The sequence below is a fragment of the Rothia sp. CCM 9419 genome, from assembly GCF_048512815.1.
GTDB lineage: Bacteria > Actinomycetota > Actinomycetes > Actinomycetales > Micrococcaceae > Rothia.
In genome coordinates this window covers 107,689-134,351 of sequence record NZ_JBLXXY010000004.1, presented here as the reverse complement: position 1 = coordinate 134,351, position 26,663 = coordinate 107,689, and the positions used below count along the sequence as shown (strand labels likewise).

20 protein-coding genes are annotated in these 26,663 nt (G+C 46.9%); 6 read left to right on the top strand and 14 right to left on the bottom strand.

The window, feature by feature from the left end; translation table 11 throughout:
• The first annotated feature begins 92 nt into the window (after positions 1–92).
• Together ACN08W_RS05270 and ACN08W_RS05265 are read left to right on the top strand one after the other, a co-directional pair.
• Positions 93–695, top strand: coding sequence for a 5-formyltetrahydrofolate cyclo-ligase (locus ACN08W_RS05270; protein WP_419102880.1), 603 nt, complete (start codon positions 93–95; stop codon positions 693–695).
• A 39-nt stretch (positions 696–734) separates the two neighbouring features.
• A complete protein-coding gene (locus ACN08W_RS05265) occupies positions 735–920 on the top strand; it encodes an FmdB family zinc ribbon protein (protein WP_419102881.1) in 186 nt (61 codons plus the stop codon).
• 55 nt (positions 921–975) lie between these two features.
• Here ACN08W_RS05265 and ACN08W_RS05260 read toward each other — a convergent pair whose 3' ends face one another.
• The 5 genes from ACN08W_RS05260 to ACN08W_RS05240 all read right to left on the bottom strand — a co-directional run bounded on the left by ACN08W_RS05260 (position 976) and on the right by ACN08W_RS05240 (position 8,125).
• Positions 976–1,185 (bottom strand): hypothetical protein, encoded by a 210-nt coding sequence (locus ACN08W_RS05260; protein ID WP_419108958.1) that lies wholly within the window; start codon positions 1,183–1,185, stop codon positions 976–978.
• Between the two features lie 7 nt (positions 1,186–1,192).
• Positions 1,193–5,098 (bottom strand): DNA helicase, encoded by a 3,906-nt coding sequence (locus ACN08W_RS05255; RefSeq protein WP_419108957.1) that lies wholly within the window; start codon positions 5,096–5,098, stop codon positions 1,193–1,195.
• Positions 5,099–5,176: 78 nt separating this feature from the next.
• The gene (locus ACN08W_RS05250) at positions 5,177–5,632 is read right to left on the bottom strand and encodes a hypothetical protein (RefSeq protein WP_419102884.1); all 456 of its coding nucleotides are present in this window, start codon (positions 5,630–5,632) and stop codon (positions 5,177–5,179) included.
• Entirely contained in the window at positions 5,632–6,396 is a 765-nt protein-coding gene (locus tag ACN08W_RS05245; protein ID WP_419102885.1) for a MurR/RpiR family transcriptional regulator, read from the bottom strand. Before ACN08W_RS05245 ends, ACN08W_RS05250 begins: the two co-directional genes overlap by 1 nt.
• A gap of 106 nt (positions 6,397–6,502) precedes the next feature.
• Complete coding sequence (locus ACN08W_RS05240; RefSeq protein WP_419100810.1) at positions 6,503–8,125, bottom strand: alpha-glucoside-specific PTS transporter subunit IIBC; 1,623 nt, start codon at positions 8,123–8,125, stop codon at positions 6,503–6,505.
• A gap of 261 nt (positions 8,126–8,386) precedes the next feature.
• Here ACN08W_RS05240 and ACN08W_RS05235 point away from each other — a divergent pair, with 261 nt between their 5' ends.
• The gene (locus tag ACN08W_RS05235; protein ID WP_419108956.1) at positions 8,387–9,223 is read left to right on the top strand and encodes an endonuclease/exonuclease/phosphatase family protein; all 837 of its coding nucleotides are present in this window, start codon (positions 8,387–8,389) and stop codon (positions 9,221–9,223) included.
• Positions 9,224–9,281: 58 nt separating this feature from the next.
• On the top strand, positions 9,282–11,000 hold the full coding sequence (locus tag ACN08W_RS05230) for an alpha-glucosidase (RefSeq protein ID WP_419108955.1): 1,719 nt from the start codon (positions 9,282–9,284) through the stop codon (positions 10,998–11,000).
• A gap of 230 nt (positions 11,001–11,230) precedes the next feature.
• Here ACN08W_RS05230 and guaA read toward each other — a convergent pair whose 3' ends face one another.
• From guaA to groES, 9 genes are all read right to left on the bottom strand, one after another.
• A complete protein-coding gene (gene guaA, locus ACN08W_RS05225) occupies positions 11,231–12,820 on the bottom strand; it encodes a glutamine-hydrolyzing GMP synthase (RefSeq protein WP_419108954.1) in 1,590 nt (529 codons plus the stop codon).
• 155 nt (positions 12,821–12,975) lie between these two features.
• On the bottom strand, positions 12,976–13,530 hold the full coding sequence (locus tag ACN08W_RS05220; protein WP_419108953.1) for a DUF3817 domain-containing protein: 555 nt from the start codon (positions 13,528–13,530) through the stop codon (positions 12,976–12,978).
• Positions 13,517–14,533 carry an SURF1 family protein gene (locus tag ACN08W_RS05215; protein WP_419108952.1) on the bottom strand — a complete coding sequence of 339 codons (1,017 nt, stop codon included), beginning with the start codon at positions 14,531–14,533 and terminating at the stop codon, positions 13,517–13,519. Before ACN08W_RS05215 ends, ACN08W_RS05220 begins: the two co-directional genes overlap by 14 nt.
• Positions 14,534–14,615: 82 nt before the next feature.
• Entirely contained in the window at positions 14,616–15,734 is a 1,119-nt protein-coding gene (locus ACN08W_RS05210) for a GuaB3 family IMP dehydrogenase-related protein (RefSeq protein ID WP_419100817.1), read from the bottom strand.
• Between the two features lie 73 nt (positions 15,735–15,807).
• Positions 15,808–17,325, bottom strand: coding sequence for an IMP dehydrogenase (gene guaB, locus ACN08W_RS05205; protein WP_419108951.1), 1,518 nt, complete (start codon positions 17,323–17,325; stop codon positions 15,808–15,810).
• 170 nt (positions 17,326–17,495) lie between these two features.
• Complete coding sequence (locus ACN08W_RS05200; RefSeq protein ID WP_419108950.1) at positions 17,496–19,559, bottom strand: acyltransferase family protein; 2,064 nt, start codon at positions 19,557–19,559, stop codon at positions 17,496–17,498.
• A 92-nt stretch (positions 19,560–19,651) separates the two neighbouring features.
• On the bottom strand, positions 19,652–21,763 hold the full coding sequence (locus ACN08W_RS05195; protein WP_419107046.1) for an acyltransferase family protein: 2,112 nt from the start codon (positions 21,761–21,763) through the stop codon (positions 19,652–19,654).
• 221 nt (positions 21,764–21,984) lie between these two features.
• Positions 21,985–23,577 carry a chaperonin GroEL gene (gene groL, locus ACN08W_RS05190; RefSeq protein ID WP_419102895.1) on the bottom strand — a complete coding sequence of 531 codons (1,593 nt, stop codon included), beginning with the start codon at positions 23,575–23,577 and terminating at the stop codon, positions 21,985–21,987.
• A 36-nt stretch (positions 23,578–23,613) separates the two neighbouring features.
• The gene (groES, locus tag ACN08W_RS05185; protein ID WP_419100822.1) at positions 23,614–23,907 is read right to left on the bottom strand and encodes a co-chaperone GroES; all 294 of its coding nucleotides are present in this window, start codon (positions 23,905–23,907) and stop codon (positions 23,614–23,616) included.
• Positions 23,908–24,140: 233 nt separating this feature from the next.
• Here groES and ACN08W_RS05180 point away from each other — a divergent pair, with 233 nt between their 5' ends.
• Positions 24,141–25,433 (top strand): THUMP-like domain-containing protein, encoded by a 1,293-nt coding sequence (locus tag ACN08W_RS05180; protein ID WP_419108949.1) that lies wholly within the window; start codon positions 24,141–24,143, stop codon positions 25,431–25,433.
• A 67-nt stretch (positions 25,434–25,500) separates the two neighbouring features.
• Positions 25,501–26,634, top strand: coding sequence for a glutamate--cysteine ligase (locus ACN08W_RS05175; RefSeq protein WP_419102897.1), 1,134 nt, complete (start codon positions 25,501–25,503; stop codon positions 26,632–26,634).
• The last annotated feature ends 29 nt before the right edge of the window (positions 26,635–26,663 follow it).

Here is a 26,663-nt window from a genome sequence, read left to right as displayed (position 1 = left end):
ATTTCATCACATGAACCTAACAATGAGGACAAGAATATCTTTATGATGGGATAGATATTTTCTATCATTTGTTCTTTCTTCACATTATGAATATGCCTTTTCAACAACACCACTTAGCTGCACACAAAGCAGAACTACGCTCAAAACTCAGGGAACAACGCCGAAATTTTTCGACACGTCACGAAGCTCAAAAAAAATTAGATCATCATCTCAACAAACTCGTTGAAAGTTTGGCCTTACCACAAAACTCAATCATTGCAGCTTTTTTACCTTTGCCCACAGAACCACCTATCATTCAAGGTTTAAAAACCCTAAATAACCGCGGGCACACTATTATTGTCCCGATAACAACACCACAGAAAGCTCTCCTATGGGCTCCGTGGACACCTCAAAGCACCCTACGCACCAATGCTTTAGGAATATCAGAGCCATCTCCTCCATATCAAACATCACAGGCTTTCTATGATGCACAGCTACGACTTATACCTGCGCTAGCTATAGGAGCAGACGGGCGTCGCCTCGGACAAGGTGGAGGATACTATGACAGGCTCCTAGAACAGGACCCCACACCAGAAAAGAACTACGGAACAACCTATTCTTGGGAGATACTCCCCTCTGTCCCAGCAGAGCCATGGGACGCAAAGTTGTTCCATGCCCTCACCGAAAATGGTCTTCACAAATTATCCGTGCAGTAGAATATTCCACGACACATAGACTATTTTGAGGAGAACCCCATGCCGGTTTATCAATACCAGTGTAAAAACTGCGAATACCTTTTTGAAGAACACCAATCGTTTACAGACAAACCACTCACGACCTGCCCTCAATGCAAGGCTGAACAGCTACGGAAAAAATATGGAACAGTAGGAGTAGTCTTCAAAGGCTCAGGTTTTTATACTAACGATAAGAGCAGTTCCTAAAAATATAAGATGTGGGGAGGGACAACGTGATGTGAGCGTTGTCCCTCCCCACATCTTAGATAGACGACCTAAAATCGTGGTGAGGAGGACGTTGTTCTTTCAACCACTGGGCACGATAATCTTCTTCAGAAGAAACATCCTGGGTTTCCTCAGCCGATTTCAGAACACCTAATATTGTGGGCTCTTCACCGTACGAAGGGTCACCAGAGACCACCCGACGATACCCACGCCGTTTTTTAGGAGTTGAAGAATACTGCTCCGCCATAAAAATATTATTCGTCCTCTACACCAAGATACCGGCACATCCGTTCAGCCACCGCATGAGGGTCCGAGAAAACTTCTATAGTCCACAACGTCATATAGTTCCATCCAGTACGAGCTAAACGATCTGGCAGAAGACGAGTTCGTTCTCGAACGCTCATGCTAGCAAACTCGTCAGAACCATCAGAACAAGCAGCAAGAGGAAAATTCAACGCAACAGCCTCTTGAGAGTTTCCGCTCTTACGGCGGCGAGGGCTAGGTGTAGAACCTGCCATCAACGACTCATGCTCAGAATAAGCAACCAACGAAATACCTTGCGTTCCATGCTCACGCAAATGTACACCACGGTTTCCTAAACGACGTACCATATCATTCAGTAACCAGTCCCCCATATCAATTGCCTCAATATCGGCGTTACGGAGAAACTCATTCTGAGGGATTCTATCGGTAATAGTTGCAGTCTGCTCTTCGTGACGAATCTTCTGCCAGTTTTCGTGCTCCCGCAACATCTTATAGAGATCTAAAGCCCCATACTCAAGCAATGCCGGATCGAGATCTTCGATAGAAACGCAGGACATTAAACGGGTCAGGTGACGTGCACGAGTCATCCCTAGTACAAAATATTCACGACCATGAGGTTCAGAAAGCTGACCAAGTTTATGGTTCACAACCCCGTTATGACCTTTGCCCGTACCGAGAGAGAAAATAACAACGTCACGTTCAAGTCCTGAAGCTCTCGACAAATCTACAACACGGAATGGTTCACCGTGCTGGGCGTTGTTGAAGAAAGGTAGCATCTGCGGATATTGAACGAGCAAAGAACGCACAGCTTCGGCAATACGACGCGCATGACGAGTACTCGCTGTCACCACTGCCAAAGACTGATTAGGGTTCTTATACGCATGTTCAAGGACACGTTTAGCGACGCTATCAACCTCAACAGCAGGAGAATCAAGATTTGAGTTATCACTAATCTTTCCAGTGGCGTCAATATACTCAGCGATGAAGGCAGGAATGTCCTCAGATATTTCTTCACCCCAAGGGTAAAAATTCAAAGCACCAGAATAAAAATTATCATTCAAGTAGCTGAATACTGCCGGATCAACAGTCCGCTCAGAAAGAAGAGCTAAAGTCCGTGCAGGGAGAATCTTCGAAAGCGCACTATAAGTACTCTCAATTTTTGGGTTCTTCTCCAAGGGAGCATTCTTTGCCACAGCAGAAACCATGAACGGTGCAGGGAAACCGCTGTGGGGGTCCCCAATAGCAATAACCTGTTCGGTCCTAATGATAGCCGGAAGGTTTGCTGCTAATGGGGTCGATTCTGCGTCAAGAAGAATCACCGCATCAAAACGCACCGTATTAGCCAGTCTGCGAGTCAGTGCAAACGGGCTCGACGTCCATAATGGGTACAGGGCATGAACGAGCGTACTGGAATGTTTGAGAACCGCATCAAAATCAAAGTGATGTCCACGAAGCTGGCTCTTCAGATACGCTGCAGCATCAGGATCTGCAACAATACGATTATTCCAAATATCTCGGATAGAAGAACCTAGTCGCGCCGGAGTTGCCGCAATATGAGCTTGATCAGCGGTACGGAACTCTTCTTCAAGAATTCTCAAGCTATCGCCATCAAGAATTTCAATCTCATCGCTATCCAACATTTTTTCAAGAGCGCTCTGCCACCAAGCAAGTTCAAGTTCTGCACTAACATGTTCTGCTGGAACTTGGCGTTTGAGGAGGTCTGCAAGAAATTCTTCTAGGCCCAGTTCGTAGAGTTCACGGCGAATTTCTTCGCGTTCAGGCAAGGTATATAGTAGCTCTTCGTCGGCGTCTAGCATGGTCAGACGTTCAAGAAGAACACTATATTCAGTGTTTAAAAAGTCATTTCCGTCGGGGTGGTCTTCTAGAACGATGGCAAGACCCGAGAACTCATCTGCTAACTCCGCAAGTTGTTCTTGTAAACGTGTTAGGTTCGCAGGAACCTGTGGTTCACGAGGAGAAACAGCACGTGCAATCCATTCTTCTCGTTCTTGTTGAACGATGAGAAGATTCTCGTGTAGGTCGTTAATATGCACGCCAGGAACAATATATTCTTTCGCCGCTTTGCGAAGACGAGAGCGTTGAATACTGCTCATTTCTATACCGTGTTCACGACGCCATGCGCTGCTTGCGGTAGCAGCAATAAGGTCAGTCACTGGGCGGTCATAAACATCTACACGAAACTTTGTAAGAGTCTGACGAATGCGTTCTAGGAGTTGAAGTTGAGCGTCCCATTCATGGTAGCTTTCTCCCATGCGCAAACCGGTTTGTTCGCTTAGCTGGCTCATCTTCGCGTGCATTGATTGCAGAGAATCTATCAAAGATTTTACGAGACGGTGCGCAGCTTTACATTCTTCTTGATCATAGAGTTTTGCCCGATGCCAAGAAGACAGCAAAGTAGAAGGACGGAACGCGCGTAGTTGCGCAAAACGTTCTATTTTCTCCGTAATTTTTGCGCGATGAGAGAGCGCGTCCATGACGTGACGGTTGAAGCGAACCGTCGTAGTAGGTGCAGGATTTTGCGTCATTAAAGCGGCAAGGGTCTGCAACGCATCGTACACTGAACAACCCCAACGTGATTCCGTAAATTTGAGGGAATTTGTGTGAGAAATAAGTTTATTGCGAGAGGAGACGAGTCGCTCGTACACATCGCTCATATTCGGGCAAGCTGCGTTCTCATTGCGAATAATGGCTTGTACCAGAAGTTCTCGCAACTCTTCTGAAGAATGTTCCTTCAAAAGATCAAAAGTGAATTGGTCAAGGCCAATATTTTTCAGAAGTGACGCAAAGTTTTCGACGGTTGAACTACGCTCCCCCACAACTAGAACAGATTTACCGTCGTGGATAAGAGTTGTAGCAATATTGGTTGCCATCTGTAGCGGCTCGGTACCAGATGGTGCTGTAACAACCAGAGAATGTCCAGAGCGCGCCAAGTCAATAATTTCTTGGGCCGAGGAATCAGCGTCAAAAGCTAACATCTCGCTATGGGGCGCTCTCTGATCAAGGGGAGCTGCAGAATTGTTAACAAAGACTTCTGGGCGTGTAGTGTCTTCAGGCTCTAACGCAAGTTTTGCCAGTTTACGAACAAGAGGTGTGAAAGAGTCTTCCGGAAGTTCTGCCGCATTTTCCTTGATGTCAGCAAATGTAGAAATAAGATATTTTGACTCAATCAACATTCCAGGAACGTGGCCGGTGCTGGTGCGCATACGGTCAATCACAGGTTCCGGGTCAAGTTTTGACATAGAGTTTGCTAATTGCGCAACATCCATGGAACCAAGGTCAATACCGTATTCTTTATGGATTTGACGCACCATAGCAGGGTTTAATTTCGCTGATCCCGATAGACGGATTTCAAAATCTTCACTGGTTGGGTGAGGTGTGATGACAATAGGAGTCAAAAGAACTGGCGCAATAAAACGTTTTTCTGGTGCACCTTGAGCATGGTGAACATCTCGAGAAAGCCAGGAAGCAGTACCTGCAGCAAAATAACCAGCAGAAAGCCCGTGCTGGTTTTCAAGCTCAAAGATTTTACTACGTAAAGCTTGAGCTGCACGCATGGCAGATTCACGTTTGTTTTTATCACGAATAATCGTAGAAAGTCGTGTTTTACGCCCCATCATCAGCTGAGCTAAGCCTGAGGGGTTAGCATCAGTAATGTCGATATGGACATAATCAATCTGATTAAAGTCAAGGAGTGCATCTGGACCGGTATAAAGGTCCATTTGGCGGTTCCACGTTTCTAACCCTTTTTCATAGTCGAGAATCTCTACGACGTTCTCAAGTTGTTCACTCACTGAGGGTGCAGAGGTTCCTAAGGCGCTACTACCGGCAGATTCCCAAGATTGAGCCGGTTGAGGGGTAGCTGATTGTTCGTTCACGAATGAAAGCTCTTTCGATACTGTTTAGGGTGCGGTTTTACTCTAGTTATCCATCATACGGGTCAAGGCCCTCAGGAGTTAAGCCATCGACAAGTTCCAATAAGAAATCATCACCAAAACTGTCAAAACAGAAATCAATGCCATGCCTGCCCAAAGAATCCATCGTTGAGGTGTAGAACATGCTGCAGGAAGAGCACCCCAACGAGAACGAGTGAAGAAAAATGCTAAGAAAACACCCAAGAGGTTTCCTACGAGAAGTTGCTGAACCATTGCAAAAATACCAAAGTTACGTTCAACATAGTCCCCCTCATCTTTGATGAGGTTAAGGAGGCCTGCTAAGAGGATAGTCATACAGGCGATAAGAAAAGTTACCGCAATCAACGGCGCGTTAAGAACTTCTTCTAACGGTAATTGAGTTTGGGAGCTGAGTAAAAAAGTGTATAGAAAATAGCACAGTGGAGAAATAATCCAATACCAAAATAAGTATTTTTTGGTGGAGTCGGGGTCGTTAAGCCGGTACAGAATACTATTCACTATTGATCCTCTGTGTCTAAGAAATTCATGTATTGCCGAACGATATAGTCTAGTAGAACGCTCAACGCAACAAAAGAATGATAGGGGTGTTTGCTATGGTCACCAATATGAGTGGGAGTTGCTTCATAGCGCAAAGAATAGGTTGCATGAGATGAAATGTAGTTCAGACTTTGAGCTGTAATTGCAAGCATCGGAATCTTGCGTGAGGAAAGAGCATTGATTGTTTCTTGTACAGATTCCGTATTACCAGAGAGCGATACCACAATGACGAGGTCGTCGGTGGTCATACTCGAAATACTTCCAGCAAATTCATTTTTAGCAGGAATAACATGCGCAAATTTTCCGCATACTAATAAAGATTTAGAAAACTCTTGAATAGCGTTTCGTTGAGCGTATCCGGTACCAAAACAATACACGGTACGGGCACGATGAATATGGCTCAAAATATCTTCTAAATCGGTGTTTTGAAGTGTTTCAAGAGTCTTCATAATGTCTTCAACGCCGGAGCTCACAAAGTCTACAGGACGTTCAGAGGCCGTATTCAACGAGTTTTTGATGAAATACTTTAGCTCTGTAAAACCTGAGAAGTTCAGTTTTTTGGTCAGCCGAATAATACTCGAAGTAGACGTATACGTACGATGCGCTAAAGAGTTAATAGTCGACTCTGCAACAAATTCTTCATGCGTTAACATGAAGGCAAGAATTTCACGTTCAGTATTGCTGAGGTGATGCTGATGCGCGTTAACTATTGTCTGAAGATCCACGAAGGCTCCTGAGCCGAAAGATGATGTACCTATCTCTAGATAATACATGTGTATTCGGTTCAGGAGCCTTCCTCATCTCAAGAGAATGTCATATGACGTGTTCTCTTTATGATGGTTCGTTCACCATGGTTTCGAAACGGTCTCGAACCTGTGGGACATCCATCCCAACAATAACCTGTAAGGCTTTACCCTTATTGACAAGGCCAAGGGCACCAGCAGATTTGAAATCTGCTTCAGAACCTACAAGTTCTGGGTTCTCTACCGAAACGCGCAGACGCGTAGCACAGTTGTTGACGGAAGTGATGTTTGAAGCCCCGCCTAAGAGTGCTAAGAAGTCTGTTGCACGTTGAGTATAAGAATCAGTAGTAACAGCTACCGTTGATTCTTCAGCAGAAGCTTTAAGAGTTCCTTCTTTCTTCGCTTGGCGGTACTCAGCTTTAGAGTACAACTTAGCTTCTTTTCCGTCTTCTTCACGGCCAGGAGTCTTGAAATTGAACTTGATAATCAAGAAACGGAAGATGAAGAAGTACAACGCGGTGAAGCACAGACCAATCACGATTTGAGCAACATAGGTTGGCCAGTGATTTGCCCACAAGGGAACCCAGTTCTGGAAGACAAAGTCGATTAAGCCGCCGCCCATGTTGCCGGATAGTCCGAAGAAGTACATGGTTGCAGACATGGTCGCCGCAAGAATTGCGTGTACCAAGAACAGAGGAGGAGCAAGGAACAAGAAGGTAAATTCTAGAGGCTCTGTAATGCCGATAAGCATCGCGGTGAGGCAGACAGGAACCAATAGCGTCATGAGTTCTTTTCTCTTCTCTTTACGTGCTGTGACGTAGAATGCGGCAGCAATACCGATAGGAGCAAAGACTTTCGAGTTACCGTGAAGTGCAAATCCGCCACCGGGGAAAAGTTCATTCAACGGTGCAGAAGACTGGGAGTACTCGTTAAGGTGGGCTACCCAGTGCTTGATAATTCCGTCAGGAACCACTGCTGGGCCAAAAATAAAGGGGGTATAAATGAAGTGGTGCAAGCCCGTAGGAATCAAGATACGCTCAAGGAAGGTGTATAGCCAAACACCAAAGACGCCGGTGCTCAGGAAGAACCCTTGCATAGAACCAATTGCATGCTGAACGGAAGGCCAGACAAGGCAGAACACTAAGGCTACCGGCATCATCAAGAAGAAGCCAAGAGCATATACCCATTGTGTTCCTTGGAAAATACCGAGGAAGTCGGGGAGCTTAGTGTCGAAATAACGGTTGTGAAGCCACACGACAATAGCAGAAATGATAATAGCGCCGAAGATACCAGTATCGAGAGTCTTAATACCGGCAATCATCTTCAATCCAGTGCCAGCTGCACCTTGGGAAAGATCAACATCATAATCAACGTTGAACGCAGGGCCCCAAATAGAAAGAATTGTTGCGATGAAGTAATTGAAGGTCAGGTATACCATCGCAGCTTCAAGTACTGCACGAGCATTAGCGGTCTTTGCTAATGCGATGGGCAGACCCAAGACGAAGAGTAGTTCCATCTGGTTGAAGACGGTCCATGCGCCAGACTCCCATACAGACCAGAAGTTATACCAGCCAGTGCCTTCAGCAGCGATTGAGCCAAGAAGTTGCTCATTCTTGCAGATAATTGCGATGCCAACGACAAGACCAGCAAAAGCAAAGAGGAGGACGGGGGCAAGCATTGCCGAGCCGAACCTCTGGATTTTCTCCATCATTAGAGAATCCCTTTCACCGTAATTGAATGTATATGTAATGGATGTGTTTGTTTTACACCACACTATATGTGTATTAGTACGCTAAAAACATACTTCTTTGAGAGAAGAAGCACTTCTGGTACGTTTTTCAGAAACTGGAAAGAAATTCCATGAGATGGAAAAAGTTCCTCTCGCTGAGTTATAAAAACTATCGCTTTTCGTCAAAAGTACTTTTAGGATTTTTCATAAGACCGTACCCAAACACACCAAAGGTTTTAGCTCTTGAAGATTTTGACGCTTAATACACATAGCTGGCTAGAACTTCATCAACTCCACAAGATACGAGTCCTCGCAGACTTCATCTTGTCAGAAGATATCGACATTATCGCGTTACAAGAGGTCAACCAGCTCATCAAAGCACCTTTTGTTGAGACAGACCATTTATATCGCCCACTCACAGAACGCCCTATCACCTTTGATAATTTTGCACTCTTGCTGGCACAATTCCTCCAAGAAGACGGAAGAACCTATTACTGGAGCTGGGCAGAGTCCCACGAAGGATGGGGAATCTACGACGAAGGTGTAGCGCTCCTGAGTAAACACCCCTTCAATACACTGCACACCGTGCACATGAGTGACCCGCAATACGACTATAAAAATGTGTACCGTCGTTGCGCTCTAGCAGCATGTATCAATATCAATCAACAAGACTTCTGGTTCGCTAGTACACACATGAATTGGTGGGAAAGAGAAGGAAAACAGCTCTTCCGCCACGATTTTGATGCACTTAACCAACAACTTCAAGCCTTAGCCCATCATAGCCCCATCATCCTCGCCGGAGATTTTAATAATGATGCAGGTATCCCCTCAGAAGGATACGCACAAATGCTCGAGGCAGGGTGGGCCGATACTTACACTCAGGCAAAACACGTTGACGGAGAATACACCGTTCATAAAAATATTGCAGGATGGGAAAATTCGACGGAGGCTAAACGTATTGATTTCATCCTGACCAAGGGATTGAACGCTCCAGTATTACGCCACCGAGTAGTCTTTGCCGATAACACTCCAGAAGCTATCTCTGATCATTCTGGAGTTCTCGTAGAGATAGCTCTCTAACATTCAACATGTTCCACAGTCCCCCAACCATCACCCACTTATTCTTAAGGAGTTCTCCATGAGTTCAGCAGCACGTACTTGGTGGAAAGAAGCTGTCGTATACCAGATTTGGCCACGTTCTTTCCAAGACTCTAATCATGACGGTATCGGCGATCTTCCCGGTATCACACAACGCCTTCCATACCTTGCACAACTAGGAATTAACGTCATCTGGCTTTGCCCGATGTTTTCTTCCCCCAACGATGACATGGGGTATGACATCTCCGATTATCAGGGCATTATGGATGAGTTTGGCACGATGGAAGATTTTGATACTCTCGTTGAGACCGCCCATAGCCTCGGTATTAAGATTCTCTTAGATATTGTCGTCAACCACACCTCCGATGAACACGAGTGGTTTAAGCAATCTCGCTCTAGCCGAGAGAACCCCTACCGTGATTACTACTATTGGCGTGACTCTTCAGGTGTTGACGAAGACGGCAACCCACTACCTCCAAACAACTGGGGCTCAGAATTTGGGGGGCGCGCTTGGGAATACGATGAACACACCGATCAATGGTATCTACACATCTTCTCCAAGAAACAGCCCGACTTGAACTGGGAGAATGAAAAGGTTCGTGAAGAAATCTACACCATGATTAACTGGTGGCTCGATAAAGGACTCGACGGTTTCCGCCTCGACGCTATCAACATCATCTCTAAACCAGAGGGACTACCAGATGACCCCAATATTGACTTCGATAAGCATGGTTCATCTATCCCGTTCGTGGTCAAAAACGGTACCAAAGTGCACCAGTGGATGCACGAACTTAATCTCAAAACCGCAGCGAATTATGATGTAATGACCGTCGGAGAGATGTCTCAAACCTCAGCAGAAGACGCCGTACAATTTGCGGGATTTGATACTGAAGAGCTCAACATGATTTTCCATTTTGAGCATATGGGTGTAGATACAGACCCCGCCACCGGTATGGGCAAGTGGTCTATCAAACCCTACGATCTCGTTGACCTTAAAGAAGTTCTTAATACGTGGCAGACCACATTACAAGGACGAGCTTGGGGATCATTGTACTGGAATAACCATGACCAGCCTCGACTGATTTCTCGCTTCGGTGATGATTCACCACAGTGGCGTGTGCTCTCAGGCAAAATGTTAGCGACAACTCTTCACGGTATGCAGGGCACCCCCTATATCTATCAGGGGGAAGAGTTCGGTATGACAAACGTCCAATTTGAAGAGATTAACGACTATCGAGATCTCGATTCGTTGAATCTCTACGAAGATATGGTCGTAGAACGTGGCAACCTTAGTCACGACGCGTGTATGGAACTCATCTACGCTAAAGGACGAGATAACGCGAGAACCCCCGTGCAATGGGATGCAAGCGATAACGCAGGCTTTAGCGCCGTAGAACCGTGGATTAAACTTAACCCTAATTACCAGAACATTAACGCAGAAGAAGCTCTTGCTGATAGTGATTCTCTGTTCTATCACTATCAAAAGCTCATTCAGCTACGTCGTGGTGAGCTCAAAGACCTTCTTGTGTATGCAGATTTTATTCCTCTTGATGTTGAGGATGCTCAGGTTTATGCCTATGAGCGTCATGCACAAGATGGTTCTAAGCTACTTGTTATCTCGAATTTCACCGATCAACAGCTCACTCGTGAATATGAGCTACTAGATCAAGGCGAATTAGTACTTTCAAACTATGAGGACGATATGCGTCAAACATTACGTCCTTATGAATCGAAGATGTACCGCATAAACGCATCCTAAAAAAGAACATACATGGATATCTGAGGTTTGCCCGAGATCCTCACAATGAGGCGAACTCTTATATACGTTTGGCTCATCGGCTTACAAAAATATCGTGGTATGCGTAGCTTCTGCGCATACCACGATATTTTTCTATTCACTCAGACATTTCGGTTTAAAGAATACTTTGCTTAAAGAAGAAACGTCTTCTTGAACCATGCGTTAACAAGTTCAAGAAGACGTTGAGGGGTTTATTCCCACTCAATAGTTCCTGGAGGCTTTGAAGTAACGTCCAGAACGACACGGTTCACTTCAGAGACTTCATTAGTGATACGGTTCGAGATTTTCGCTAATACGTCATACGGTAGACGAGACCAGTCGGCGGTCATAGCATCTTCGGAGGATACGGGGCGTAGCACGATGGGGTGACCATAGGTACGGCCGTCACCTTGCACGCCGACAGAACGAACATCGGCAAGAAGCACAACGGGGCACTGCCAGATTTCGTCGTCAAGACCAGCATTTGTGAGCTCTTCACGAGCAATAGCGTCTGCAGCTCGTAGAATCTCTAAATTCTCGTATGTTACTTCACCAACAACGCGGATACCCAGGCCGGGGCCGGGGAAGGGTTGACGAGCCACAATCTTTTCGGGAACACCCAGCTCACGGCCGATAGCACGAACCTCATCTTTGAAGAGGGTACGTAAAGGTTCGACCAGTTCAAAGGTCATGTCTTCAGGTAGACCGCCTACGTTATGGTGAGACTTAATATTTGCGGTACCTTCTCCCCCACCTGATTCAACAACGTCAGGGTAGAGAGTTCCTTGTACTAAGAATTTAATATCGCTGCCATCATCGTGTGCCTGTTCAATCAGTTGACGCTGTGCAGCTTCAAAAGAACGAATAAACTCACGACCGATAGCTTTACGCTTCGTTTCAGGGTCGCTGACACCAGCAAGAGCGTTGAGGAAGCGTTCGGACTCATCAATGGTAATGACCTTGATACCCATAGTGCTAGCGTAGTCATTTTCGACTTGTTCGCGTTCGCCCTGTCGTAAGAGTCCATGATCAATAAAGAAACAAGTCAGTTGGTCGCCTACTGCTTTATGTACTAGTGCCGCTGCTACAGAAGAATCAACACCACCGGATAGGGCGCAGATAACGCGGTCTTTACCGACCTGCTCACGAATCTTCGCTACTTGTTCTTCAATGATGTTACCGGTAGACCAAGTCTTCTTTAGTCCTGCAATGTTGAAGAGGAAGTTCTCAAGCGCAACCTGACCATAATCAGAATGTTTGACTTCGGGGTGCCACTGGACGCCACCAAGTTTACGGTCTTCATCCACCATTGCGGCAACAGAAGCGCCAGGTGTCTGCGCAAGTACAGTGAAGCCTTCAGGTGCTTGTGATACAGAGTCGCCGTGGGACATCCAGACGTTCTGAGTTGTTGGGGTTCCGGTAAGGAAGGAAGAGTTTTCAGCGCACACTGATGCATCAGTTGCGCCATATTCGCGAAGCCCTGTTTGGGCGACAGTTCCGCCAAGGGTCTGTGCCATCACCTGGAAGCCATAGCAAATACCAAAGATGGGAATACCCGACTCGAAGAGTGCGATATCGCCCTTAGGAGCGCCTTCTGCATATACCGAAGAAGGACCACCAGAGAGAACAAGAGCAGCTGGGTTCTTAGCTAGAATCTGCTCGGTTGGCATAGTATGCGGAACAATTTCGGAATAAACACCGGCTTCACGAACGCGACGAGCAATAAGCTGCGCGTACTGAGCACCGTAGTCAACCACCAAAACTGGACGCTGTTCTAGCTCCGTATGAGATGTGTTGGTCACGAGTCACCTTAACAGTTGATATGAGGAACTTTTTCACCGAGAAGGCAGAAAAAGCGAAGAATATATCTTCATTCTAAAACACAATGTTCAGATACCGGCAATAATCTATCCGGACAAGAGCAAAGGGAATATTTATCACTACCGGTATTGAAGTGTTAGTAACGTTTTGTGGCTTGCGGATTTGCCCGCAGTAACGCTAAAGTCTCACGGTGAATACGGCTCTCAACAATAAATGAGAGGAAAGGAACGACACCGCCTAATGCCATCACAATAAGTTGTGGTAGTGCCCAACGCATCAAAAGCCATAGACGGAAACAGGAGAAAAGATATACAACATAGAACCATCCGTGGATAATCAGAATCCATGTTGAGATGTTAATTCCTCCCACCAAGTTATCTGTTTCAAGGTTCAATAAGCCCAGAGGGACACTCTGACCAGTGTGTGCGTCTTGAGCGCCCATCACAAGGTCAAAACGGAAAACATAACGAGTAATCATCTCGAGAACGAGCAGGAGAAGGAACGTACCAGAAATCCACGCGCACCATTTATAAAAGGTCAGGGAAGATCGAATCTGAGATTCTGTTCCACCGAATTTTTTGCGGATAGTAAATCCACCTTTACCGTCAGCTGTGCCTTCTCCGGTAAGCACCACTTTTTTGCCGTCTTGACGTTCTTGAGGTTTCTGAGGTGACGAGTCATGATGATGCATGTTTATTCGTTCTTTCTTCTAGTATCTGTTGCTGTGAAATATCGTCAAAAAAGTAGTATTGTTCTTCGGCTGGATCCCAGTAATAGTATCTTCCGGAGTCTTCATCTAACCAATACTGTCCCTCATATTCAAAATATTCAGCAGGGTCTTGAGCTTTTTCATAAGAGTCTTTAAGCATCCGCCACCAGAGGAAGAACGCAAAACCAGCAAAAACAAGCCACTCCAGCGCATAAAAAATATTTAACCAGTTCACGTCTTCATGGGTCACTTGAGAAGCTCTCACCCCGTGTAAATCTCTAGTCTGCCCCACAATAGTAGCTGAGGATAGTAGCTTTCCTTCAGCATCCAAAGGAAGCGGAGTGCCTTGAGGTGTTTCAGCATCGGCAGTAATAATCGCACCGTAGAGGGGTATATCCCACAGGTTTGTCAGTTGAGCGCTAGCTGCAGTTCCAATCATACGCTGTGAAGTGATCTGTTCAGCAGAGTATTTCTGCTCGATATCTCGAGAATAATAAGGAGCATCATTAGAGACGATACGACCAATCACGGTAAGAGTGCCTTGAGGCTCTGCAGGAAGTGAGTCCTTGGCAGTCCATGCTCGTGCAATAGCAAGAGCTCGAGGTTCAGAATCTGTTGCAGGTGTTGCTTCGGGAAGGAAAGCACTCACTACCCAATATCCTTGGCGTCCCTCATTAAGTTTATCGGTGACCAGATAGGAAGAACCTGCAATATAGTGACCAGTCACCTTAACCATATGGTCAGAGTTCTCAATAGTTAACGGTTCATGTGCTGAAAGAAATTTTTCCCAAGGCTGCACAATTTCTTTGGCGGGATCAGCGGTGCGTTGCCCCCAAGTTGCGGAGGAAAGCTGCCAGTGGCTGAGCATCACAAACCCCGTGCTCAAAGCAATAACCAAGAGCAAACCGGCAATCCATCGAGGAGTAAAAGCTAATTTCAACACGATATCTACCCTATAACGTTTGATATCAAAAAGCTCTGACACCACCGCCACTATCGGTGATGTCAGAGCGTTCTTTAAGGCTTATTGACGTGAAGACACGTTCCTTTATGTTAGGTGTCTATCCTTAGTCGGCTAGTACTAATTCGCTTCGTTGGAAAGATTTCACATCGGTAAAACCGCATGTTGCCATAGCCCGTCGCAAAGCACCAACAATGTTGGATGTGCCATCAACGTGATGGGAAGGACCATACAAGACTTCTTCGAGAGTACCAACCGTACCGAGGTTTGTGCGAATACCTCGAGGGAAGTTCACTGAATGAGCCTCATTGCCCCAATAGAGTCCGCGGCCAGGTGCTTCACTTGCGCGTGCGAGAGGTGCACCAATCATCGCAGCATCTGCGCCAAGAGCAAGAGCTTTAACGAGGTCCCCTGAACGTCCAAGTTCTCCATCAGCAATGACGTGTACATAGCGTCCGCCAGATTCATCAAGGTAACGAGAACGTGCAGCTGCCACATCAGCAATAGCTGTGGCCATAGATGCCTGAATGCCTAGACCACGTCGAGTGGTCATCGATGAGCCTCCACCAAACCCAACAAGAACACCTGCCGCACCCGTTCTCATCAGGTGCAACGCTGGAGTATACCCAGCTACACCACCAACAATCACCGGAACGTCAAGTTCGTAAATAAACTTTTTAAGGTCGAGCGGTTCACGGTTTTCTGAAACATGCTCAGCAGAAACAGTAGTCCCGCGAATCACAAAAATATCGACACCAGCGTTAACAACAGTTTCGTAGAACTCTTGAGTATGTTGAGGAGTCAAAGAGCCTGCAACAATAACACCAGAATCACGAATTTCTGAAAGGCGTTTAGTAATTAGCTCAGCTTTAATAGGCTCAGCATAGATTTCTTGCATGCGGCGAGTAGCAGCAACAGGATCGTTAAGCTCTAAAGAAGTAATCTCATCCAAATAAGGTTGAGGGTTCTCATAGCGTGTCCACAATCCCTCAAGGTTTAAAACGCCTAATCCACCCAAACGTCCCAACGCGATAGCAGTTTGCGGAGACATCACCGAGTCCATCGGTGCACCGATTAGGGGTGTTTCGAAGGTAAAAGCGTCAATACGCCATGAGGTACTCACGTCTTCAGGGTCGCGAGTACGACGAGAAGGTACTAGAGCAACATCGTCGAGCTTATAGGTGCGACGAGCCCGTTTTGATAAACCAATTTCGATATCGGACATGGTTCGTTCCTTTCGTTAGAGGCAATACCCCAGCAAGCGCATAACGCTTATGGGGTATACCACGCCGAATGATTTAGCGACGGTAGTTTGGTGCTTCAACCGTCATCATAATGTCATGAGGGTGAGACTCTTTGAGTCCTGCGGGGGTGATACGCACAAACTTACCCTCATATTTCAATTCTTCAATGGTGCGAGCACCAACATAGAACATTGTCTGACGTAGACCGCCTTCAAGCTGATGCAAAACAGAGCCGACACGACCGCGGAAAGGAACACGTCCTTCAATACCTTCAGGAATAAGTTTCTCTTCAGAAGAAACATCCGCTTGGAAATAACGGTCTTTCGAGTAAGACTTGTGGCGTCCACGAGAAACCATTGCGCCTAAGGAACCCATACCTCGATATGCTTTGAATTGTTTGCCATCAACAAAAATTAGGTCGCCAGGAGATTCTGCGGTACCGGCAAGCATGGAGCCCATCATCACAGAATCAGCACCAGCAACAAGGGCTTTACCGATTTCACCGGAATGTTGCATACCGCCGTCAGCAATCAAAGGAACGCCTGCCGGAATAGCAGCCTTAGCAGCTTCGTTAATGGCTGTTACCTGCGGGACACCTACACCAGCAATAATGCGAGTAGTGCAAATAGAACCAGGGCCAACACCAACTTTAACGCCGTCTGCTCCAGCGTCAATAATGGCTTGTGCACCAGCACGGGTTGCTGCCTGTCCGCCGATGATATCGACGTGATCGGCAGCAGAATCTTTTTTAAGACGGGCAATCATATCGAGTACGCCTTGTGAATGTCCGTTAGCGGTATCGATAAAGAGTGCATCAACACCAGCTTCTACTAAGGTCATAGCTCGTTCGTAGCCGTCACCAAAGAATCCAACAGCCGCACCAACGCGAAGACGGCCTTCATCGTCTTTGGTGGCGTGAGGGTATTGTTCTGTTTTGATAAAGTCTTTGACTGTGATCAAACCGGTCAATTTGCCGTTTTGATCAACAAGAGGCAGCTTTTCAATCTTGTTAGAAGCTAATAGGTTGTAGGCCTCTTCTTTGGACATCCCCTCATAGCCGGTGATTAGTGGCATAGGGGACATAATCTCACGAACGGTACGCTGTGAGTATTCAGATTCGGGTAAATAACGGATGTCACGGTTGGTGATGATACCGACCAAAATACCGTTTTCGTCAACGACGGGAAGTCCCGAAACTCGGAAGTGTCCGCACACGGCATCAAATTCTTCAATTGTTGCATCTGGACCGATAGTTGCGGGATTAGTAATCATTCCAGATTCGCTACGCTTTACACGGTCTACGTGAGTGGCTTGATCTTCAATGGAAAGGTTGCGGTGTAGTACGCCCAGTCCACCCAGACGAGCCATTGCAATAGCCATGTCAGATTCAGTGACGGTGTCCATTGCAGCAGAAATAATAGGGGTGTTCAGGGTGATACGCTTTGACAATTTTGTGGAGGTATCAGCATCTGCAGGGTTGACGTCGGTATTACCTGGTAGCAGAAGAACGTCGTCGTAGGTGAGGCCGGTGAAGCCAAAAGGATCTTCAGACAATGCGGTGGGCGTAGCCATGAACGAATCGGACCTTTCGGTTGTGAGAGTTATTCTCTGGAGGAAAGAGAAAAAGGTTATCCAATTGTTAATAGTAAACCCCAGAGGGTGTGAACCCTAATAGTTCCACGATAAAAAGGGTATACGTCTCACCGATTCAATATTTTCTGTACCTGATGAGCTTACCGAGTTTATGTATCTGAATATTCCGGTACCGAAGATTCATCAACCGTATCGGCATGTTCAGTACCTTCAAGTGTTTCAAGCATCCGTTGAATGAAGAAATTTTCTGCAGAGATGACGAATGTTTGTGTTAGATGTGAATCATCACGATATACGTACACGTTACCGACAGCAGAAGGGCACTCTGCGTTGGGGCAAATCAAGTCTGTCATATCGACAGTGCCGAAGTTAGGGTATTGTGCTGCGTATTCTTCTAAGGGGCTAGGTTGTTGAGCAAGTTCTGAGTCGAAGGTGCAGAGCTGATGGGTTCTTGTCTCACAATCTGCATGAGTTGATTCAAAACGAGGGTTATCCCGAAGAGCAATAATCTCAATACCTTCGTGCTCAAGATGTTCAATAAACTCTTCTAGCCCGTCAGGGACGTACTCCCCCGAGCCTTCGTACACGGAGATTGTTCCAATGGTGATGACGAGGTCAGGTTTTTGCTCATCGATATAGCGTTGTGAGTTCTCAATCCAGCGTTGGCATCCTTGATTTGTGGTATTACGGGCAGGGTCGAGTAGGTAGCAGTCGTTAAATTGTAGGAATTGAAGATCCCAATTTTCTTGTGTTGCTAGTGAGATAAGCGGATCGCCCCACTGATCCATATGAGAGTTTCCAACAGCGATGACTCGGCGTGTGGGCTCTTCAGAAGTTGTCAGTTGATGACAGTTCCATTCTTCAAAATGGTATGTTTCTAGAAGGCTCGGCGCACAAGAGGTGCTATAGAGGGGACGGTCGTCGAAACGGTCAGCAGAGCTAGGGCGAATACCAGCATTTTCTTCACCTTCGTAAATGAAACCTGCTTCAAGGGCAAGGGCACCAGGGTTATCGACGATAGGTTGAGCGTTCAGGCGTTGTTCTGCACGCTCTAAAACGACATTCCATAATGTTGTACTTACGAGGACAACGGTCATACAGCATCCAACAACCAGGACAGAAAAACGTGCATTGCCGTCAAAACGCTGAGTGCATGTTAAAAGTTTTTTATTCGCCTGAGTAAGAATCCAAGCGCATCCCAACGATACTGCAAAGAGTATGATTCCAGCGCTGGTACTGGCCTTTTCTTGGTCGACGGTGTAGAGGTAAAACACAAGAAGAGGCCAGTGTATAAGATAAAGCCCATAAGAATATGTCGCAAGCCATAATAAAGGTTTGAGGGAGAGTAAACGCTCCACACCCCATCGGCTTGCACTATCTCCGCTAACCAGTACAGCAGCGGCTGCTAAAGTAGGCCACAAGGCATAATACCCAGGGAAATTACCTTCAACATCTAGGATAAGGCCACATAATACTATTGCGATAAGGCCCAGCCAGCCCACCATTATTTTGATGGTTGAAGGGAAACGAAGATACGGCAGCCCGATAGCAATCAAAGAACCTAAGGCAAATTCCCAAAGGCGAGTGTACGTAGAAAAATATGCAAGCTGTTGGTCAAGATGTGTGTAATAGACCGAGTACGTCAATGAAGCAAGAAAAACAGCACCAAAAAGAGTTGCTAGAATACCGCGAGCGAACCGTCGCCCTATCATACGGTAAATGACCCAGCTCAGAGCAAAGAGTAAGGGCCATAGAAGAAATATTTGCCCTTGAACCGATAGCGACCAGAAGTGGCGTAACGGTGAGGCCTGTGAAGAATCAGCAGCATAATAATCCACCAAGTTGTTGATGGACCACCAGTTTTCATAATAGAAAACGACTGAAACGGCTTCATCAATAATCCCTTGCCACCGTGGCGCAGGCAGAAAAAACCATGTCCCCATCAGCACTAGTAGAACAGTTGCCGTAGCCAAAGGCATAATACGTTTAAAAGTACGTGCCCAGTAGTCTTTCAGGGCTTTAAAACCGATTGGCTGACCTGTTTCTAGTTTCCGAGTGAATGAAAGCGTCATCAAAAAAGCGGAGATGAGGAGGAAAACGTCCACCCCTCCCGAAACTCGCCCGAGCCAAAAATGGTAGGCAACGACCAAGGTCACAGCAAAAGCGCGTAACCCTTGAATCTCTGGTCTAAATCGACGTTCTTTTGATGCCACAGGTAGGTATTTTTCTCTTCGTGATAACAGACAACATGGTAGGGGTATAAGACGCCCCCATTATGAATATTTAATGTGGTAAAAGGAGTAGTTTAGGTACGTCCGAGGCTAAACCCTTGTTCTTGTAGCTGTCGGTTGAGTTCTTGATCCAAAGTAGAACCGTACGCACGAGAGATATGGTTATCGTCCATGTACACATAGACGTTGCCAAAAATAGGAGAACAAAAACCATCGGGACAATATTGTTCCGAAAAATCAAGACCATAAACCAAGGGATTGCGGTCTATCAAATCTTGAGCAGGATTAATATCTGCAAGTTTTTGTTCCCGCTTTTCTCCACAAAACGTAGGATCTTCTGGATGAGTCTGAGCACAGTCATAAATATTATCAGCCCATCGAGGATTATCACGTAACGCAAGAACAGGTATCCCTGCTCGAGTGTACGCTTCAATTTCTTCTTCGATACCGGGCACAAGAATCTCCGAATGATGCGCGTCTGTCTGTGTTACGAGCAAGGCGACTGCCTCAGGGTGAACATCAAGTACGAGCTGACGAATATTAGCGTTGTATTCTTCGCATTCTTCGTTAGGGTTCGGTTCTGCCTCCAACGGGTAACGACACGCGCCAAGATGTAAATCCATAAGGTTTGTTTGGTGCTCTTGAGCCCACGGTCTATAGAAGGCAATAGATTGCCCAGCATGCGAAGAGCCAATAACCATCATTAAAGGACTATCTGCCTTAGATGAGTTCTGTTCAAGTCCGCAGAGTGAATTGATGACTCCCCCGTCTACTCCGATAAGACCGCCACAGCCGTTCGGGTCGATACCATCGTATTGTTTTTCGGGGTCGGTAGTAGGAATAGGCGGATACTTGTAATGAGTAGAAACCTCGTTGTAGGCGTACGCCCCAGGAAAGTCAGGGCTTCCGGCAGCTTCGGCAAGAGCTTCGAGCTGATTGTTACGATGGTGGACCCACGCTTTAGCGCCCACGAGAGGAACACCAACAAGCATCAGGCAGCTCAGAATAATAGCTATTGGGCGAGCAGTAGCACCGGAGAGAAGTTTTTTCATTCCACGATGAGGTTTCGGTACCGCATGTTTTTTAACGGTGGGAGTACGTCGTAGAGGTTCTTCAATTCCATAGTGAATGATGGTGGCAATGACTATCGAGCTAATGATGAGCAACGAACCGACCAAAAAATCAGGGTGGTCCACGCGAGCGCGCGTTGAGTAGATGATGTAAACCGGCCAGTGTACGAGGTAGAGGGCGTAGGAGATTTCGCCGAGCTTTAGTAGTGGGGTGGAGCTGAGGATTCGGTCAACGCCCCATGGGGAGTTTGTTTGTCCTGCAAGAATAACGAGAGCGCCGCAGGTTACTGGCCACAGTGCAAGGTATCCGGGGAAGGCTTCTTGTACTGGCAGTATGAGCCCGCAGAGGATGAGTCCGGCAACGCCAACCCATCCCATGGGGATGCGAAGCCATCGTGGAGGTTTCCAGTAAAAGGTCACTATGGCAAGGAGTGTTCCGGTAGCGAATTCCCATGCTCTAGTGCGTGTATCAAAATATGCGAAGCCTTGGTTGGTAGCGGTTTCGTAGATGGAAAAGGCGAGTGAGATTCCCCAGACGGTACCGAATACGAGTAAGGCTGTTCCGATGAGGTTAAGGCGGAAGCGGCGGACGAGTAATGCGACGCAGAGGAAGAGGATGGGCCAGAGGATGAAAATCTGTCCTTGCATGGACAGTGACCAGAAGTGTTGTAGGGGTGTTTTTGTGGCTGCGTCTTGTGCGTAATAGTCTACTGAGTTATATGCTAAACGCCAGTTGAGGAAGTATAAGAGTGCTGCTATGCCGTCGTGGATGATTCCCATGATGCGTGATGGGGAGAGAAAATACCATGAGGCGATGACGGTTCCGGCAATGACGGTGGCAGCAGCTGGTAGTAGGCGTTGAAAGACGTGTAGCCAGTATTTGATGAGGGCAAGCGGTTTTCCCTCATTGATTTTACGTAAGGTTGATAGTGAGAGGAGGAAGGCGGAGATGAAGAGGAATACGTCAACGCCTCCAGAGACTTTGCCGAACCAGATGTGGTAGGTGACGACGAGAAAGAGAGCTAATGCGCGTAGGCCTTGAATTTCGGGGCGAAAACCTTGGGTTTTAAGCCACCGCCTATTCAACGGGTATTTGGTGTGTGTTTGCGCAACCATGAAAGAGTTCTCTTTCTGTGTGTATATATCTGATTGACGAGAGTGCTGACCTTTGAACGTTACCGGAACTGGAGTCGATTGTCTGCCTAAATAGTATTTTTTCTGAGTCTACTGTGAGCAAACACAAGTTCTTTTTGAGGTGAGAAAAGCCTGTTTTAGTCGCTGTGGGAGCGGCTAAAACAGGCTTTTCTCTGTTCTAGAGGGTTCTAGAAGAAGATGTTTTATTTATCTTCTTCGTCCTCTGTTTCGGGTTTCTCAACCACGAGGGTTTCGGTTGTCAGTACCAATGCGGCAATGGATGAAGCGTTCTCTAGCGCTGAGCGTGTTACTTTGACGGGGTCAATAACGCCAGCAGCGATGAGGTCTTCGTAGTCGCCGGTACGTGCGTTGAATCCAGAGCCAACGGGTAGTTGAGCTACTTTGCTGGTGACGACGTATCCGTCTTCGCCAGCATTTTGAGCAATCCAGCGCAGAGGTTGGACGAGTGCTTTCTTGACGATTTCAACACCGGTTTGAGCGTCTTTTGACTCAAGTGTCATACCTTCAAGTGCTGCTAACGCATGCACGAGTGCGGTTCCGCCACCTGCAACGATGCCTTCTTCAAGTGCTGCACGGGTAGAGGATACTGCATCTTCAATACGGTGTTTACGTTCTTTCGCTTCGACCTCGGTTGCTGCACCAACTTTGATAACTCCAACACCACCGGCAAGTTTTGCCAGACGTTCTTTGAGCTTTTCGCGGTCCCATTCGGAGTCGACTCGCTCAATTTCTGCGCGGAGTTGGTTGACTCGTTCAGCGACGTCTGCAGAGCTACCGGCACCTTCAACGATGGTGGTGTTGTTTTTGGTGACGGTAACACGGCGTGCTGAGCCGAGCTGGTCGATAGTGACTGAGTCAAGGGAGATTCCAAGTTCTCCGGTGATAACGGTTCCGCCGGTAAGAATTGCAAGGTCTTGCATAATTGCTTTGCGGCGGTCGCCGAAGCCAGGAGCCTTAACGGCAACGACGTTGAGGTTTCCTCGAAGCTTATTGACGACGAGGGTGCTAAGAGCTTCTCCGTCTACGTCTTCTGCGATGATGGTCAGCGGTTTTTTCGCCTGAACGATTTTTTCTAGCAGTGGCATAATCTCAGCAACAGTTGAGATTTTGCCTTGGTAGAGCAGGATGAGGCTATCTTCGAGGACTGCTTCTGCACGATCAGAGTCGGTAACGAATGATGGTGAGAGGTAGCCTTTGTCGAATTGCATACCTTCGGTAATTTCCAGTTCAATTTCTGTGGTTGAACCGTCTTCGATGGTGATGACGCCGTCTTGTCCGACTTTGTCGAAAGCTTGGGCAAGCAGTTCACCAATTTCTGGGGACTGTGCTGAGATAGCCGCTACGTGTGCAACTTCTTCGCCTTGAACGTCTCTGGCGTTTTCAAGGAGTCGTTGGGAGACAGCGCGAACAGCTGTTTCGATGCCTCGTTTGACTTCTCCTGGTGCGGCACCAGAGGTGACGTTACGCAGACCTTCAGAAACAAGCGCTTGAGCGAGTACGGTTGCAGTAGTTGTACCGTCACCTGCTACATCGTTTGTTTTGGTGGCGACTTCTTTGGCGAGCTGAGCGCCAAGGTTTTCGTATGGGTCTTCTAGTTCAATTTCACGAGCGATAGATACACCGTCATTAGTAATGATAGGTGCGCCCCACTGCTTATCAAGAACTACATTGCGCCCGCGAGGGCCCAACGTCACTTTGACAGCATTTGCGAGTTTATCCACACCAGCTTGCAGGCTCTTGCGAGCTGCGTCATTGAATTCAAGCTGTTTTGCCATGAATTCTTAGCTCCTTTGTATTGTGTGCGGAAAAGATTATTTGTTGACGATAGCCAATACGTCACGTGCGGAGAGGATGAGGTAGTCTGCTCCGCCGAAGGATACTTCGGTTCCGCCGTATTTGGAGAAGATGACGATGTCGCCTTCTGCTACGTCAACGGGGATGCGGTTGCCTTTTTCGTCGGTGCGTCCAGGGCCAACTGCGATAACTTTTGCTTCCTGTGGCTTCTCTTTAGCGGTATCAGGGATAACAAGTCCAGATGCGGTGGTCTGTTCTGCTTCGAGAATCTGGACAACTACGCGGTCTTCGAGTGGTTTGATGGAGGACATTTTTGCTCCTTGATGTTCTTTTAACATTTCTGATGTTTGAGCTAAGTAGTGCTTTGAGGGAGTTTCGTCGTCGCGGTGCCGATACTTCTTCAAGAATTATTAGCACTGTCAGCTCTTAAGTGCTAACACAAACTTTAGAGCCGTACCCTAGAGAAGGTCAAGAAAACCCGCCAGTTTCGCACACAGCGCATCTATAATATGAGCTCTAACCAAACATAAGGACACTGACGACTATGAGCACCTCTGTACATCCGGCACCAGCAGTTGAAGAAACTCAAGAAGAGTTAGAAGCAATTGCTTTGTTCGTCCCCTATAACGATAGTCATGCGCTTAATCATGCGACGCAATTACGAGCACAAGGCTTTAGCGCAGATAGTGTCCATAAGATTTTGACTCAAGCAAAGAACAGAACAAAAGCTCTTGAAAAATTTGGGCAACAAGCTCACCAAATGCTTTTAACCGAAGCTGGTTATGAACAGTCCACTCGTCAAGCTGTTGCGATGGTACATGCACAGCGCTTTGCACAAGCACAGATTGATTCTGTCGCAGATTTAGGGTGTGGTATTGGTGCTGACTCACTCAGTTTTGCGCAGGCGGGGTTAGCCGTTACTGCTGTAGAGATTGATCAGAGAACAGCTAGCTATGCCCAATATAATCTTATGGGTTTTCCGTCGGCACAGGTTTTTTGTGCTGATATAGAACAGCTTGATTTAGCAGCGATTCACCAAACTTTTGGGCGCCAAATTGACGGGTTATGGCTTGATCCTGCACGGCGAACTGTCCAGCATGGTAAAACGCAGTCACGCACTTTCGATGCAGAAGATTTTTCTCCGCCTTTATCGTTCATTCGAAAATTAGCACAAACAGGAATTGCCATGGGCGTCAAAATGGGGCCAGCTATCCCCCACGATCAGATACCTGAAGAATGTGAAGCTCAGTGGATTAGCCATCAGGGATCTGTCGTTGAAGTGGTGTTATGGTTTAACGCGTTAGCACGACCTCACGTTAAAAGAAGCGCGCTCGTTCTTGATAGTGACCCTTTTGAACCATCGGTTATCACTGAGGTTTCTAGCCCTTACCATGAATCTCACAGCCAGCAACAAGCATCTGAACCTCTGTATGAGGTCAAAGAATATATTTATGAGCCAGATGGTGCTTTAATTCGTGCGCATCTTCTCGGCGAAATTATTCGTACCACCGATGCAGAACTTATTGACGAACATATTGCGTATCTCACCAGTTCTTCTCCCCTGCAGGTTCTCGGGCTCAAAGGGTATCGTGTAGAGCAGGTGCTTCCTATTAACGATAAACACCTCAAACGGTGGGTACGCGAGAATAACATCACCACTCTCACTATCAAAAAACGAGGGGTAGATATTTCTCCCGAACAACTACGTATCAAGCTCCTAGGACATCACAAAAATACTAAAAAATCAGTGACAGGACGTAGCGGAACACTCATTTTAACGCGGATTGGAGAGGGTAAAACCTCTCGACGGTTAGCGTTGGCTGTCTCACCTTTATGACGTCATAAGTTCGTAATTCTTCTTTTCTGTCCTACCATGGAAAAACACCATCACAGGTAGGAGAACAATGATTCCCTTCGCACCGTCTGCACCATCCACATTGGGTATAGAGTGGGAGCTTGCCCTTGTCGACGCCAAAACACAGGAGCTATGCTCTCGGGCTCAAGAAGTACTAGCACGAGTACAGCAGAAGAACCCCGAATTATTGGATGCTACTGAGGGTGCTCATCTCACCGGAGAGTTTCTCGATAATACCCTAGAACTTGTCACCGGGGTCTGCACAACTGTCGCAGAAGCCATAGAACAGTTACGTCACAGTGCATTAACTCTCAAACAGTCCACCGATGCACTAGGAATAGAGTTCTTCTCCGCCGGAACTCACCCCTTCTCGCGGAGTCTTGACCAGCCGGTAGCTTCTAAAGAACGTTATCTCAAGATGCTTGAGCGTACCCAGTATTGGGGGCGACAGATGGTCATTTACGGTGTTCACGTACATGTCGGTGTCGATTCTCGAGACAAGGCATTACCCATTATCGATGGACTCACCACCTACTACCCCCACCTACTTGCTCTCTCGGCATCCTCCCCTTTTTGGGAAGGTGTAGACACCGGTTACGTTAGCCAAAGAGCGTTAATGTTCCAGCAGCTTCCAACAGCCGGACTTCCCTTTCACTTTGATAGTTGGGAAGAATATGAAGCATATCTACAAGATATGCTTCATACAGGAGTTATCGACGACCCTAGTGAAAACCGTTGGGATATTCGTCCAGTACCCCATTATGGCACCGTAGAAATGCGTATTTGTGATGGGCTGTCATCGCTCAAAGATATTGCAGCTATCGCAGCTTTAACCCAATGTCTGGTCGAATCTTTCTCACGAAAACTCGATAGAGGAGAAAAGCTAGAGGCCCTCAAACCATGGCATGTTCAAGAGAACAAATGGCGGGCAGCACGTTATGGTTTGGACGCTATCATTATTCAAAATAATCGTAACGATGAACGCCCTGTACAAGAAGACTTACAAGAACTCGTCAGCGAGCTTTCCCCCATTGCGCAAGATCTAGGGTGCGTTGAAGAACTAAAGCACATTAAGACGATGATGGGCTCTGGAGGAAATAGCACCAGACAACGTCTGGTTGCCCAATCGGCCGGAGGCAATTTACGTGCGGTCGTTAAAGACTTAGTAGCTCAATGCCTCTAAACCCACATCTTTGACAATTGTGGATATCC

What these genes read in the sequence shown, in the direction of transcription:
- ACN08W_RS05270 (WP_419102880.1), top strand. Translation starts at nt 93, where the DNA reads ATGCCTTTTCAACAACACCACTTAGCTGCACACAAAGCAGAACTACGC.
- ACN08W_RS05265 (WP_419102881.1), top strand. Translation starts at nt 735, where the DNA reads ATGCCGGTTTATCAATACCAGTGTAAAAACTGCGAATACCTTTTTGAA.
- ACN08W_RS05260 (WP_419108958.1), bottom strand. Translation starts at nt 1,185, where the DNA reads ATGGCGGAGCAGTATTCTTCAACTCCTAAAAAACGGCGTGGGTATCGT.
- ACN08W_RS05240 (WP_419100810.1), bottom strand. Translation starts at nt 8,125, where the DNA reads ATGATGGAGAAAATCCAGAGGTTCGGCTCGGCAATGCTTGCCCCCGTC.
- ACN08W_RS05230 (WP_419108955.1), top strand. Translation starts at nt 9,282, where the DNA reads ATGAGTTCAGCAGCACGTACTTGGTGGAAAGAAGCTGTCGTATACCAG.
- ACN08W_RS05220 (WP_419108953.1), bottom strand. Translation starts at nt 13,530, where the DNA reads ATGCATCATCATGACTCGTCACCTCAGAAACCTCAAGAACGTCAAGAC.
- ACN08W_RS05210 (WP_419100817.1), bottom strand. Translation starts at nt 15,734, where the DNA reads ATGTCCGATATCGAAATTGGTTTATCAAAACGGGCTCGTCGCACCTAT.
- guaB (WP_419108951.1), bottom strand. Translation starts at nt 17,325, where the DNA reads ATGGCTACGCCCACCGCATTGTCTGAAGATCCTTTTGGCTTCACCGGC.
- ACN08W_RS05195 (WP_419107046.1), bottom strand. Translation starts at nt 21,763, where the DNA reads ATGGTTGCGCAAACACACACCAAATACCCGTTGAATAGGCGGTGGCTT.
- groL (WP_419102895.1), bottom strand. Translation starts at nt 23,577, where the DNA reads ATGGCAAAACAGCTTGAATTCAATGACGCAGCTCGCAAGAGCCTGCAA.
- groES (WP_419100822.1), bottom strand. Translation starts at nt 23,907, where the DNA reads ATGTCCTCCATCAAACCACTCGAAGACCGCGTAGTTGTCCAGATTCTC.
- ACN08W_RS05180 (WP_419108949.1), top strand. Translation starts at nt 24,141, where the DNA reads ATGAGCACCTCTGTACATCCGGCACCAGCAGTTGAAGAAACTCAAGAA.
- ACN08W_RS05175 (WP_419102897.1), top strand. Translation starts at nt 25,501, where the DNA reads ATGATTCCCTTCGCACCGTCTGCACCATCCACATTGGGTATAGAGTGG.